Here is a 14,527-nt window from a genome sequence, read left to right as displayed (position 1 = left end):
TAATGCACTTATTTTTTTCTAGTCCGTTATACTTTCTTGCTTTACCGGTAATACTGATCCCTGTGCTCATACACCTTTTATACCGCAAAAAACTTATTAAACTGCGGTTCAGCGAGACTAAGTATATCAACCTCGCAGTACAGCGTAGTGTTAAGAGTTACCGCCTTAGGCAGTACCTGTTATTACTCCTGCGTGTATTGGCATTAATACTAATAATCCTGTATTTTTCCCGCCCGATAATGTCGTTGGTACACGGAGGTAAGGGGAAGGAAAGTACGATATGTTTTCTGATTGATACCTCGTTATCGATGTCATACAAACCTGATGGTGTTAAGAGTATGCTTGATTCCGCAAAGGATGCTGTACTAAAAATTGCCGGTATGTTAAATAATGATGAGCAATACTCAGTATTTTCTTTTGATAACGCTGTATACCGCCATACTGACGGGTTTATCAAAGATAAAACTGTTCTCCGGGATGCACTAAAAAAAGTGGTACCCTCCGCTGCGGGGACACAGCCGGGGTTGGCGTTTGAGCAGGCATACGGGTTATTATCGTCTACCTCGGCTATTGGTACTAAGGTTATTGTTGTACTTACGGACCAGTGTTCGAATGTATGGGAAGCATTGCGTGAGAACGAAGGGTTGACTAAGATCCCGGGGTTTTATGAAACCGTACGTGTAGTGGTTGTTGATACGTTACCGCCAGGGAGTGAGCCTAAGAATCATTATCTATCAAAAACTGTAGTAAAACCGCCTTCTACCGGGGAAGATGGGTTGGTGGATATTGAAATCACAAATACTGCGGGGCAGCAGGTGCCGGTGCTTACCTGCAAGATAAAAAATGTGGGGAATGATACGTTAATCTCCGCGGGGTTTATTCCCTTACCCCCGAAAGGTAAAGTAACAAAAAGTTTGCCGTTAACAATTGAACCGGGGACTGAAGTTTATGCGTGTATACAAACCGATACTGATAACCTTATGCTGGATGATAAGTTTTATACCGTTGCGTGGTCAGTGCCGTCACAAAAGGTTTTAATAATCAACGGTGAGCCAGGATATTCGCCGGTGGATAGTGAAGCATACTACTTTATCACCGCGCTATCACCTAAACGTGACACAAAAAATGTTGTGGTTGATGTTTATAACAGTTTCCCTGAAGAAGGAGTTGTTAATTTCGCGGAGTACGGGTTAATAGTCCTTGCGAATCTTAGTTTAACGGATACCGCGGATCCTGATGGTATATCAAACACGTTAAGCCAGTACCTCCGCAAAAAAGGTAATGTGTTGATCACGTTGGGGAGTAATGTTGTTACCGAAAAATATTACTCCGCATTAAATCCTTTACTACCGGCAGTACTTGGTGGTATGGTTGCTGAACCTGTAGGAGTGGATAAACAGTTGCTTAATTATAACGGTATACGCATAGAGAAGTATTTTAAGTCATCACTAAAGGATAATGCGCGGATACTCTTGCGTACGGATACCGGTGAACCGTTACTCTCAGAGCATATACCGTTCCCCGGGGGGGGTAAGGTGTTTTTGTTGACGACAACACTTGACCGCGCATGGACAAACTTCCCGGCGTATGGCGCGTATGTAACCCTGTGGCAGGAAATTCTGCGGTACTGTTCAGAAAAAAAGGTTAGGTCTGTAGGGTACTATCCCGCGGGGACGGTTATTGAAGTGCCTGTCCCTGAGAATGTAAATAAAAACCTTGTTACAGTTGAAACAATTATCGGTGACTATGAAAAAAGTATTGAAGTCCATGGGAAAAATATTAAAATCGTTGATACCCGCAATCCCGGGATTTATCGCGTATCTTATCCCGTAGCGGAACACCGTGAGGTGCATTACGCTGTGGTTAATCCCAACCCTGAGAACGGTGAGTCTGCGTTAAGTAAAGATGGTACCACCGACCTCCGTACTATCTTAAGACTACAGAATGTTGCGGTGATACAGAATAATGTTAACACTATAGATAATGATTTCAGGAAACTTTTGTATGGGAGTGATGCTTCAACTGGATTAAGTGCAGCGTTATTTTTAATACTACTCGCGGAAAGCGTGCTTGCGGGTGTGATGACAAAAAAACGGGAGGACAAAAAAAGCGGTGAAGTTATACAGTAATAAACCGTTAATTTGGATGGTTATAGTATCACTATGGTTACCGGTATTTATGAGTACTGTCCTGTACTCTGAACCTCAGCGGGATAGGTTTGTGTTCACACAGTTAAGATACACTGGGGGTAACTGGGACTCATATACCGGGGTTGAACGCCATGTGCTTAAATTTATGTCTACCACCACAAGTATCAAACCGTATTCTACCCGCCGGGTGGTTACCGCTGAAGATGAATTATTGTTTGAATCACCGTTTTTGGTTATAACCGGGGATAGCGAATTCCAGCCGTTTACCAATCATGAAGTAGAAAATCTTAGGAGATATATCCTGGGTGGTGGATTAATTTTTGTGAATGATATTACCGGGCGGAAAAACACGGGGTTTGATTTAAGTATCCGCCGTGAGTTCAAACGTATCCTTCCCGGTAGCGGGTTCAAAATTATACCCCGGGATAACGCGATCTACCGCGCGTTTTACTTACTTCGCACCGTTGGGGGACGGCAGGTGATTAATAATTATACTGAAGGGATTATGTTGTCAAACCGGTTGGTGGTGATCTACACGCAAAACGATATGCTTGGTGTATGGATGAAAGATGAGTTTGGGAAGTATGTTTATAACTGTATCCCCGGAGGTGAATCCCAGAGGTTGGAAGGTATTAAATTATTCGCGAATATAATTATGTATTGCGTAACCGGGACGTATAAAACGGATGTCATACATCAACCGTTTATACAACGTAAACTTGAAGTAAGGTAAAGAACAGAAAAAATGGGTATGGGAAACATAAGATATGCACGATATTGAAACGTCAGTCCCCGCGATAATATTGACGGTAGTCTTCGCATTAGCTGCCGGAGCGGTGACATATTTGTTTTATCGTAAACATGCTCTACGTCAAAAAGTTGCTGTATGGATAAGGTTGTGTGTGTACATCCTTGCGTTAATGCTTATCCTTCAGCCGGTATACGTTAATTACGATGCGCCGGTAAGGAAAAATGTCGTACCCGTTTTTATTGATAATTCACGGAGTATGGCTTATGGCGGCCCGAGAAGCAGGTGGGATGAAGCGAAGGTATGGCTTAATAATGATGCGTTAAAAAGTTTGGGGCACAGGTTTTCTCTGAAATACTACACATTCTCGTCTTCTACCGCCGTACCGTACAACTTATCCGCCGGGCCAACGGGTGAGTATACTGACCTAAGCGCAGTGTTTAAACAGGTAAGCACTGAGTATAATAACGCAGTTCCCGGTATCATCATTGTTACTGACGGGATACATAATAATTCACAAATTAATATTATGGCGCAAGTAAAGGATGTTGCGTATCCGGTAAACTGTGTGGCAACCTCCGCACAGGTGGAGCATGATATAGCACTTGAAAACTTATCCTACAGCAGTATCGCGTTTAAGAATGTTGATACAAAAATCGGGGTGGATATCACCGGTACCGGGTATGAAAACACAGAAGTAGTGGTTACGTTGAACGAAGCCGGGGCGGTACTCCAGAAGAAGGTTGTTAAACTTGACAGTAACGGTAAGGGGAGAGCGGGGTTTGACTTTTTGTCGGATTATGTCGGGGAACGTAAATTATCGGTTCAGGCACCTGTGATAGCTGGTGAGTTAGTAAAAAATAATAATGTTAAAGATTTTACGTTATCAATTATCCGCGAAAAAATTAGGGTGCTCTATATCTGCGGGCAGGCGAATTATGAGTACTCATACCTGCGTAATGTTCTTAAAGGCGACCCGTCAATCGAACTCGTATCTTTTATCATCCTGCGTAATCCTGAAAATATAGCGTTTGTATCTGATGACCAGTTATCGTTGATACCGTTCCCGCATCAGGAAATATTTATGAATTACCTCCCGCAGTTTGACCTCCTGATATTTGAAAACTTTGCGTATCAAAGGTTTGCTATCACCCCTGCGATGCTGGAAAAACTTGCGTGGTTTGTCAAAGAAAAAGGCGGCGGGTTTCTTATGATCGGCGGGGATAATGCGTTTGGCCGCGGGGGGTATAAGGAAACCGCGGTGGAACGTATTCTGCCGGTTGAAATCGGTGGGTATGAAGAACAGGTTGATACCCAGAAGTTTAACCTCAAATTAGCCGTACCACAGCATCCGGTTGTAGCGTTAAGTACTGACTTTGATGAAAACAAAAGGTTGTGGGGGTTAATGCCGGAACTTGAAGGGTGTAATATCACGGGTGATGCAAAGCCCGGCGCTACGGTTGTCGGGGTACACCCGAAGATAACCACTGCACGGGGAAGTTTGCCGGTGTTAACCCTGTGGGATTACGGTAATGGCAGGGTGATGTCCTTAGCGTCAAACACCACCTGGCGCTGGGCAATGGGCCTCGCGAAGATCGGGAAGGGTAAGGAGTTGTATGACCGTTTTTGGTCGCAATCAGTCCGCTGGCTTACCCGGGGTGAACAATTAAGCGCTGTACGCGTGGTAGCAGAAAAAAGTGAGGTTAGCTTAAACGAAAAAGTATTGATTAAAATAACGGTACTTGATGATCAATACCGGCTGGACAACAGTGCACGGGTAAAAGTTGTGGTGCAGTTACCGCAGAAGGATGTACGTACGGATATTTCTGATACCGCGATGCTGGTAAAACCCGGGGAGTACTGGGTGGAATACCTGCCGTCAACCGCAGGGAAGTATTATTTTAAAATTACCGCGTATGGCCGCAGGGGTTTAGCCGGAGATACAGGGATAACGGTTAATGCAAAAAGTTTTGGTGAGGATGACGAGTTACGCCCGAATATGGAACTCCTAAACGCTATAGCAGGGGTAACACAAGGCGGGGTGTCGTCAATAAAGGAGTTTAATCCCGGGCAATTAAACTTTTTATCCGCAAAAAGTAGTGCTGCCGTTAAGTTCAGGTATCGCGTATGGACAGAATGGTACTTTTATTTATTGTTAACTATAATTTTGTGTATAGAATGGTTCCTCCGCAGGATGAGAGGTTTACCGTGAAATATTTAACCGGGTTTGCGGTATTCACAGTATTCTTTGCGTTGTACACCCACACAATGTGTCCCACAATATCGACGGGGGATAGTGGCGAGTTTATTGCTGCGGCAAAAATTATGGGTACCGCGCATTCACCGGGGTATCCCGCGTTTTTGGTGGTATCAAAAGTTATGGATAGCATAATGCCGGTAGGTACCACTGCATACAGGGTTAACCTTGTCTCTGCGGTTTTATCAGCGTTAAGCGTACTTCTCTTGTTTTTGGTATTAACCGATATTCTTGGTGTTGGTACTTCAGATAGTGCCCAAAGTGATGGGGTTGGGGTTTGGAGCAGCATAGGTATCAGCGCAATAGCTGCTGCAGTGTTGGGGTTGAGCCTGGAATTCTGGAAGTCTGCGGTACAGACAGAAGTTTTTGCGATGAATACGTTGTTTATGCTTGTAATACTTTATCTTATGTACTACCGTCATCCTGAAAAAAGTGTAGACCTGCGGTTATACGCCATAACGTTTATCTTTGGGCTCGCAATGGGTAATCATCAAACTATTGCGTTGATAATTCCCGGAGTTGCGGCATGGTATTTTATGCTGAAGAAAAAGGTTAACCTGCGGGTATTGTTTATAGCAATAATCTTTGCGTTATGCGGGATGACTGTATACCTGTATCTTATGATAAGGTCAGTAAAAAATCCTGTGTTAGACTGGGGTAATGCTGAGAATATTTATAATCTCTGGAGAGTATTTACCCGCGCGGATTACGGTAGTTTTTCTCTTACCGTCGGGGAGAAGGTGCCGCATGATATTTCTGTGCTTATCCGGCAAATCGTTAGGTATGCTGTGAATACAGGGGAACAGCTTACCTGGGTGGTGATGGCGGTGGCAATAACCGCATGGGTGGTTGCTTATACAAAAAACCGTGTTGTGGTGGTGAGTACTGTATTATTAACACTATTCTCGGGTATATTTTTCTTTATCCTCGGTAACCCGCCGTTTAATGCAATGCTTGACGGTGTACTTGGAAGGTTTTATATTTTATCGTCCGTTGGGGTTTGTATAAGTTTTGCGTTGGGGCTCGCGTGGATCTACAGAAAAGTTAAGCATATGGTATGGTTAGCAGCGGTTATCCCCGTGTTTTTGTTTACCCAAAACTATAATAGCTGTGACTGGCGGGAGTATTATCTTACCTATGATTATGGGAAAAATGTGTTGAAGACAATGGCGCTTAAGTCCGTACTTTTTATGGATGGCGGGGATGATACTTTTTATAGCCTTGCGTACCTCAATTTTGCGGAGAAACAAAGAGGTGATGTTGAACTCCATGACCGCGGGGGGTTGGTGTTCTCAAACGCGTATGGTTCTGACTTCCGAAGTATTCCCCGGGATGAAAAGGAGAGACGCAGGATTGAGGTTGAAGCCGGGTATGCTAAACTCAAGCCCGTATACTATTCTACGTTTAATCCTAATATATTGCCCGGGTATAAACTTACTTTATGCGGGATATTGTATCTCGTAGAGAGTAGTGTCAGCCGGGAGAAAATTAATAGCCATAACTTTGATTACTTTGAACTTTACTCACTCCGCGGGGTTTATGACAAAAAGTATTACGATTATCGCAGCAGGTCGTTAGTGCCCCTGTACTTTTACCAGGCTGGTGTATCCCGCAGTGACTATACCTTCTGGGATTATGCGTGGAGTAAGTATCCCGATGCTATGTGGTTGGAGTCAAATATTTATGGTGCATACCTCGTGGATGCGTATGAAAAGTTTCAGCAGCGTAACTACCCTGGGGCGGAAGCGTTGTACCGAAGAGCATTAAGGATAAAACCTAATGACATATCTACCTTGTGCAACCTCGCAGCAGTGAAGGAACATGCGGGTGAGTTAGAATCTGCGAAAACCGTACTTACTCAAGCGTTACGCATTAACCCGCGGAGTACCGAGGCGTATTATAATCTTGGGGTGATATACTGGCGTGAACAAAACTGGAGTGAAGCGGTTAATGCCTACCGCCGGATTGTTGAGATTGAACCTGATAACCAAAGAGCGTATGGGTATATGAAAAAAGCGGAAGAAAACCTTAAACGCAGAAGCGGGCAGTAAGTGAAACTAAAACATGTAACGGCGTTGATCTCAGTAATTGTTATACTGGCAATCTATGTCCCGATGTCAGCACCGGCATTAACTTCAGATGATAGCGGCGAATTTGCGGGTGTCTGCGCGACACTGGGGACTGCTCATCCGTCAGGGTATCCGGTTTATACATTACTGGGTAACCTTACCTGCCGGTATTTACCGTTTGGGTCTAAGGTTTACCGCGTAAATGTTATGTCCTCGATATTCGCAGCTCTTACGGTAGGTGTGGTGGTACTACTGGCTGCGGATTTAGCGGGAAGCGTTATCCCGGGGATACTCGCGGGGTTTGTTCTGGGGTTCACTCAATACTTTTGGTTTCTCGGGTTGACTACTGAAGTTTATACCCTTAACTCATTTTTTGCGGTATGTATACTCTATGCGTTAATGAAAAAAGAACCGGACCCAAGGGCTGTTGTATTCGCAGGGTTAATGCTGGGGTTTGGGTTGGGGAATCATTATACGTTGATAACATATATTCCCGGGTATGCGTTGATACTCTTCTTCCGGAGGAAGGAGTTGGGGGTAACACTTTCCAAACTTGCAGTCGCGGGAGGATTTTTTATTCTTGGTTTAACGGTGTACGCATATATTTACCTCCGCGCAGTTAAATTACCTCTTTACGCGTGGGAGGATCCTCGGATATTCGAACGGTTTATCGGGATAGTGCTTAGGTCAAGGTATGGGGGTAATCTCACAATGGGTGAACCGTTACCCTGGAGTATAGGTTTGATTACCGGGCAGACAGTGTTCTACTTAAAAATTCTAACCCGGGGTATAACCTTACCCGGGACGGTATTATTGCTCTGCGCGGGGATACTGTATTTTATGCGTAACTGGCGGTATGCCCTGACTCTAATAGTTCTGACACTTTTCTCCGGGCCGGCATTTTTGTATGCTGCGCGTATACCCGCAAGCAATCCGGAATCCGCTGCGTTACTTGAACGGTTTATTTATCTGTCGTTACCGCCGTTGATGATTATATTATCCTTACTCCCGTCATTGATCCCCAAAAAGGTTGGGGTGTTACGCACTGGATTAACGGGATTAATGTTAGTTTTGCCCGTAATCTTGTTTGCGTCACAGTATAAGTCTACTACCTGGCGGGGGGAGTATGTGTTCTATGATCACGCTAAGGATATCCTCAAAAATACGCCAATGAATAGTATTGTGTTATCCGACCGTGCGGATGAAATGGAATTCAGTGTTAATTATCTTATCAAAACTGAACACCTGCGTCCTGATGTTGATTATATCGACTGTAATGCAGGTGTTACCCGCAGTATTTATGGTGATGATTATTATAAAGTCTGGGGTGGCCCGCGGCTTATCCGTCGTGAAGCTGTAGAACGTAAACTTATCAAAGAATCACAACGGCCGGTGTTCTACGCTACGTTTGAACCTGAGATGATAAACATTGTGAGAAAACCTTATGGGTTATTGCATTCAGTTGGGGAGAACCAGCTTCCCTGTGTGTATATCGACGATGTAAGTGTTTTACGGATAACGCAGAATACCGATACCCGGGGTAAGGGGTTGGTAATGATGTATTGGCAGATACTAGGGAATTATTATCTTAATTACGGGGATAAAGGCCGTGCTGTGAAATTACTTAATTCTTATGCGGTACATGGCGAAAACCAACCCGCACCAAGGTTGATGGCAGGGTATTGGTTTACTTCTAAAGGATGGTATACAGACGCAGAGGGGGTGTATAAAGGTATTACTAAACTTTATCCCGGTAACGCTGATGCGCATAATAGCCTCGGGGTGGTCTACGAAAAAATGGGTAACCTAAAATCTGCGGTTGATGAGTATAACTTGGCAATTGCGGTTGATCCTAAAAGTGTTACCGCGCATTATAATCTCGCAGTAGCCTATTGGCGGAGTAACAGGTGGGATGATGTTATCCGCGAGCTTGAACGCGTAGTGGAACTTAACCCTAACCATAACGACGCTAAACGGTATCTCCAGCAAGCGCGTTTGCGGGTAGGGAGAAAGGGTGGTTAATGAATAACAAAATTGGTAGTTATTTTTTTATTACGGTTTTACTTACAACCTTTTTTGGTATTACGTTAAGTGTTACCCGCCATAATTCTGCGGTATATGACGAAGCGTTTTATGTTGCGTTCGGGAATTCAATCCTCCGTACCGGCGATTACCGTATGGCTATCGATAAACCTGTCGGCACGGGGATAATCCTTGCGTTACCGTCAATGTTTATGAAAGATGCAAAAATTGATACCGCGGGGATGGACTGGAAATACTGTGACGGTTGGCAGAATGCAAAAGATCCTAGTGAATGGTTCCAGTACAGATGGAACCTTGCGTTAGGGTTTGTGTACAAAAACACTGTATCCGCTGATAAAATCCTAAATTCCGCGAGGGTTATGATGATCCTGTGTTCAGTATTATTCGGGTTATTAATATTTTTGTTAACCTCAAAACTGTTCTCAAATACAATTGCCGGGATGGGTACGCTTATATGGTATGTTTTTAATACAGAAATTATTGCGTACAGCGGGTATGCAGTTGAGGATATGATGGTTACCGGGTGGTATACCATTGCGGTATTGTTATTCATACGATTCCTCCGTGCACCGGGGATAATCACCGGGATTCTCGTGGGACTAACTGCTGTGATGGCAATACTTACAAAACTTACGGGCTTACTTTTACTTCCTACATTCATCATCCTTGCAGGGATTGATTTTATTAATGTGCGGAAACAATGGAAATTCTTTGCTGTCCCTGTTATTACAGGGATTATCGCGGGGATAGTATTGGTGTTATTAATGTACCGTTTTACGGAGGTAAACTATTTTGTTCTTGCTATAAAGAACATGCTTGCTACCCAGGGGAAAGGACAGGCGTGTTATTTATTGGGTAAGTACTCCCAGGATGGGTTCCGGTATTACTACCTTGCGGTACTCGCGATGAAGTTATCAATTCCTTTGGTACTCGCAGCTGGGTATGGGGTGTATAGAATGCTTAAATCCAACAAAGTGATAGCGTTACAGTTGATCTCCGCAGTATTTATATTATTACTCTTTGCGTCGGTGAGTACAAAACAGTTGGGGGTAAGGTATGTACTCCCGGTTTATCCGGTACTCTTCATTTTTGCGGGGTATGCCTGCGCGTGTATCTTACAGGAAAAAAGTGGGAAGTATGCAGTTATAAAAAAAGGTGGGATGGCAGTATTATTATTACTTTACCTAGTGGCTAATGCGTATGTATACCCTCATTACTTAAGTTATTTTAATATCCTCGCAGGGGGTAAGTCTAACGGGTGGAAGTATGTGGTTGAGTCCAACTGTGATTGGGGGCAGGATTTGCATAATCTCAGGGATTACCTCAAGAAAAACGGGTATTCTGATGTTATACTTTCATACTACGGTGCGTGTACTCCTGAGTATGCAGGGTTTGAATTCCAGGACCTTTTTTCGTTCAGCGTATGGGGTGAGAAAAACTATGTTAATTCAGACAATCCTGTGAAGGAAGCTTTAGCGGTTAGTGTTACCAACCTGCAGGGACAATACTTCGGGCAGCTGGGATACAATATTTTTGACTGGCTAAAACACAAACCCGCTGTTGCGTTCATTGGGAATTCAATTATGGTTTATGATATTACAAATGATAAGGATACCTGTGAACGCCTTGCGAAGTTGTATTATACTGTCAATAACCAGGCGGGGACAGAACGTATGATACGAAGGATTGAATTACTTAAATGAACTTCAACCTAAAACTTTCACGGTTTAAGTATGTTATAGCGTTCATTGTGTTTGTCCTAACCCTGGGATTGTATGTCCACACAATGTTCCCGACGGTAGCGCCCTACCGTGATGCCGGTGAAATGTGTACGGCTACGGTTAAGTTAGGGATTATGCATCCTCCGGGGTATCCACTGTACACAATTATTGGGAAAATAATAACTTCTGCGGTTATGATCGGTAATTTTGCGTACCGTATGAATTTATTCTCAGCGGTATGCAGTGCCGGGACCGCAGTATTGTTATTTCTTACACTGCTCTTATTTACAGAAAAATTCTTATCTACCGGTATACTGGAAAAGTATGGGAATATAGTTGTTTTCTCAACATTCCTCACGGCATTACTTTCCGCAACATCGTATCTCCAGTGGTACCTATCGTTAGTACCGGAGATGTATACGCTGAATACATTATTCGCTGCGGGGGTGGTGTATATACTCACGCGGTTGTGTTTCATCCAAAGAAGTACGAAGTTATGGATACTATTCTTCCTGATTGCCGGGTTGGGGTTAGGGAATCGGTTGGATCTCGTATTATACGCCCCGGGGTTTGCGGTAATGTTTATTTACTACTACTGGATTTACCCAAAAGAAAACGGGGTTACGATTGGTGAGGGACGGATATTTTCAAAAATCGGGGTTTACCTTCTCGCGGGGATTACCGGTGCGGGGGTATATCTTTACCTTCTGCTTCGGTCGGGTACTTTACCGTTGTTTGATTGGAACCATCCCGCAACAATTGAACAGTTAATTTCAACGGTTACACGTAAGACACACGGGGGAACGCTTGACCTTCTTTCAGTACGGTACGCGGCAGGTGAAAATTTTGGTGCGGGATTAAACTTTTTCTTTAACTATGTACTGTATAACTACACAATTACCGGTTGTGTTCTCGCTATCCTCGGGCTTGCGTATCTCTGGATAAAGAATAAGTGGTACCTAACTGCTACACTCGCTTGGTTTATCATCAGCGGGCCGGTATTTATTTATCTAAGCAATATGCCGCCGAATACTCATGCATTAGCGATTCTTGAAGCACATTTTTTGTTGCCTTCCCTGACAATAGTTTTGTGGTGCGGGCTCGGGGTACTGGCGTGTATTGAATTTATCGATGGGAATAGCGGCGGAACCATCGGTTTTTGTGTCAGGAAAGCTGTGGCGTATGGGTTTACACTAATACTTTTATTTGCTGTTAGCGTGAATACCGTTATGCATTACCGTGTACTGGATAAACGTTCATACTATTCCGTATGGGATTATGCGGGTAATGTTTTACGTTCCTGCGGGCCAAATACTGTTGTCGTTGCGAAAGAGGATGTCCAGGTGTTTGCGTTATGGTACCGCGGGTTGGCATGCGGGAAAAGTTTGGGTACAAAAATTGTTGCACAGGGCCTTGCGGGGAGTTGGTGGTATCAGGAACAAATGAAACGGTTATACCCTGATTTGTTTGTCACTAACACAAAAGAACCGGTACAGGTGGAGGAGTTTTATCAAAAAAATAAAGATGGGTACGGGTATCGCGTTTTCTTTACCGTTGAAACTGATCCCGTTGATGAAACAAGTTTGGTATTTAGGTTCATACCAAACGGTATTGTTGGGCAGTGCATAGAAAAAACCGCGAAAGAAGCGGGAAATAATACTGTGCGGCGCGGTGTAATCATGGATACTGAGTTTATGGTTTACCGGCAACGCATGTTTTATGATGCGTACCACGAATTTTTTACGCCTGACCTCATAGAAGACTATGCGCGGGGATATTTTGGTATCGCAAAATATTTTATGGATATTAAAGAATTAACTCTTGCGGAGAAGTATTTTAAGAAAGCTATCAACCTCAACCCGTCTTATCCTTTGAATTATTCAAGTTTAGCGTATGTTTATATGGAACAAAACCGTGTGAGTGATGCTGTTAAATACTACGGCCTCGCTGCGGGGAGCGCTGCGGGGTTATTAAAGAAAGCGGAACAATATAATTCATATCCTGAAGTTAAGGAAGGTATCCGTAAAGATATTGCGGATGCGTATAATAACTGCGGGGTATTACTGGAATCACGGTTGAACCGCAGTGAGGATGCATTAATACAGTACGCTTATGCCCTGAAGTACCACCCAACGGGGACTAATGCGTTGTATAACCAGGCGGTGGTATATTGGAAACGCGGAGATTGGCAAAGCGTTGTGAGTACGTTGGAACAAATGCTGAGGGTCTCACCGAATGAACCACGGGCATTGAAGTTTTTGCCTATGGCACGGTATAACCTTCAGAAGAGTAAGGCATAATTTTGGGTATTGAACAGTTTAAGTATTTACACAGATTTATTACCCGCGGGGTAGTACTCCTGCGGGGTATGTACGCAGGGAAGGTCTTAAGTTTAATCCTTACCCTCGTTTTTACGTCGGTAATTATTATGGCAGCGGTGGATGCTGTACTGTTATTACCCTACGGATTACGCATATTTTATCGTTGGTGCGCGGGGATTTCAACTTTATCGGGACTGGTATGGGCGGGTGTATACATTTTTGTGAAACCTATTGGCGGGATTAAGGATTTAGTGGCGCTTAAACAGGTACATCCTGAGTTTAGTGACCGCGTAATTAATGCTGTACAGCTTGAGAGTAGTAAGCTTGGCCCGCAAAGCCAGGCTACCTCCTCCGCAATGGTAGAAAAATTTGTTGAACAAGTTGAGCAGGAGGTTAAGGATAAAACTTCGGGGGGTGGGTATACTCGCGGGAGAAAAAAAGTGGGTATCCGCGTCGTATACGTTCTATTGATATCCGTTATAACTTTTCTGTTTATACTAACACTTTTTAATCCCGGCGGGTTAAGGAATAATCTTACCCGTGTACTTTTCCCGGAAACTGTTGGGCGGGAGGATATGTCTGTCCTCCCGGGGAATCTTACTGTGCTACAGGGGATGAAGGTTAATGTTGAACTTAACAGCAGGAAGTATATCCCCAAAATCCCGAAGATCGTGTACTGGTCTGACATTATCGGTAAGAATACGGATGTAATGGCGTATGTTGATAATAAAAAGTTTAGGTACATTTTCCCCGGGGTTGAACGCAGTATAAAATACCGTATCACCTGCGGGGAGTATGTTTCACCGGTATATTCCATTGATGTTATCACCGGTGTGCAGGTGGGGGATATTAGTTTAAAACTGTATTACCCGCCGTATACCAACCGTAAACCTGAACTTATCGACGGGGCGGATGGTACAATCCGTGCGTTGGTGGGGACACGTGTAGAGTTAAAAGTTAAGGTTAATAAACGTGTGAAGGCTGCGAGGGTTATGCTGAAATCCGGCGAGATTGTGGGTTTAAAAATTAATAATAGTGCAAAGGAACTTATGGGTGAACTCCATATCCTGCGTGATGATACCTACTGGTTTGATGTTGAGGATGAGAACGGGTTCAGGAATGTTGACCTCACTCAATACAGGGTACTGACAGTACCTGATGATAACCCGGTTGTATCAATATTATCGCCCGAGGAGGATTTGATAGTATCAGAAACTG

General features: G+C 43.8%; 8 protein-coding genes. All 8 read left to right on the top strand.

The features are described 5' to 3' along the window. Nucleotides 1-2: 2 nt before the first annotated feature. Nucleotides 3-2,129: a VWA domain-containing protein gene (locus WC955_06165; GenBank protein MFA5858633.1), complete on the top strand. Its 2,127-nt coding sequence runs from the start codon at nt 3-5 to the stop codon at nt 2,127-2,129. Beyond that, nucleotides 2,113-2,883, top strand: a complete 771-nt coding sequence (locus tag WC955_06160; GenBank protein MFA5858632.1) for a DUF4159 domain-containing protein — start codon at nt 2,113-2,115, stop codon at nt 2,881-2,883. The genes WC955_06165 and WC955_06160 overlap by 17 nt, the downstream gene beginning before the upstream one ends. Nucleotides 2,884-2,917: 34 nt before the next feature. Beyond that, nucleotides 2,918-5,110 (top strand): glutamine amidotransferase, encoded by a 2,193-nt coding sequence (locus WC955_06155; protein ID MFA5858631.1) that lies wholly within the window; start codon nt 2,918-2,920, stop codon nt 5,108-5,110. Then, the gene (locus tag WC955_06150; GenBank protein ID MFA5858630.1) at nt 5,026-7,206 is read left to right on the top strand and encodes a DUF2723 domain-containing protein; all 2,181 of its coding nucleotides are present in this window, start codon (nt 5,026-5,028) and stop codon (nt 7,204-7,206) included. The genes WC955_06155 and WC955_06150 overlap by 85 nt, the downstream gene beginning before the upstream one ends. Continuing rightward, a complete protein-coding gene (locus WC955_06145) occupies nt 7,207-9,246 on the top strand; it encodes a DUF2723 domain-containing protein (protein ID MFA5858629.1) in 2,040 nt (679 codons plus the stop codon). Beyond that, nucleotides 9,246-10,970, top strand: coding sequence for a hypothetical protein (locus WC955_06140; protein ID MFA5858628.1), 1,725 nt, complete (start codon nt 9,246-9,248; stop codon nt 10,968-10,970). Before WC955_06145 ends, WC955_06140 begins: the two co-directional genes overlap by 1 nt. Then, the gene (locus WC955_06135) at nt 10,967-13,288 is read left to right on the top strand and encodes a DUF2723 domain-containing protein (GenBank protein MFA5858627.1); all 2,322 of its coding nucleotides are present in this window, start codon (nt 10,967-10,969) and stop codon (nt 13,286-13,288) included. Before WC955_06140 ends, WC955_06135 begins: the two co-directional genes overlap by 4 nt. A gap of 2 nt (nt 13,289-13,290) precedes the next feature. Beyond that, nucleotides 13,291-14,527: hypothetical protein (locus WC955_06130; GenBank protein ID MFA5858626.1), on the top strand; the 1,237-nt coding region annotated here is incomplete at its 3' end.

It is taken from the genome of Elusimicrobiota bacterium, assembly GCA_041658405.1.
In the GTDB taxonomy this organism is placed as follows: domain Bacteria; phylum Elusimicrobiota; class UBA5214; order JBBAAG01; family JBBAAG01; genus JBBAAG01.
Note: the sequence above shows the minus strand (reverse complement) of the source record. Positions and strands in the feature narration are given on the sequence as shown.

Excerpts from the sequence above, each read along its gene's own strand:
- WC955_06135 (MFA5858627.1), top strand. The coding sequence starts at position 10,967 with ATGAACTTCAACCTAAAACTTTCACGGTTTAAGTATGTTATAGCGTTC.
- WC955_06165 (MFA5858633.1), top strand. The coding sequence starts at position 3 with ATGCACTTATTTTTTTCTAGTCCGTTATACTTTCTTGCTTTACCGGTA.
- WC955_06140 (MFA5858628.1), top strand. The coding sequence starts at position 9,246 with ATGAATAACAAAATTGGTAGTTATTTTTTTATTACGGTTTTACTTACA.
- WC955_06155 (MFA5858631.1), top strand. The coding sequence starts at position 2,918 with ATGCACGATATTGAAACGTCAGTCCCCGCGATAATATTGACGGTAGTC.
- WC955_06150 (MFA5858630.1), top strand. The coding sequence starts at position 5,026 with ATGGACAGAATGGTACTTTTATTTATTGTTAACTATAATTTTGTGTAT.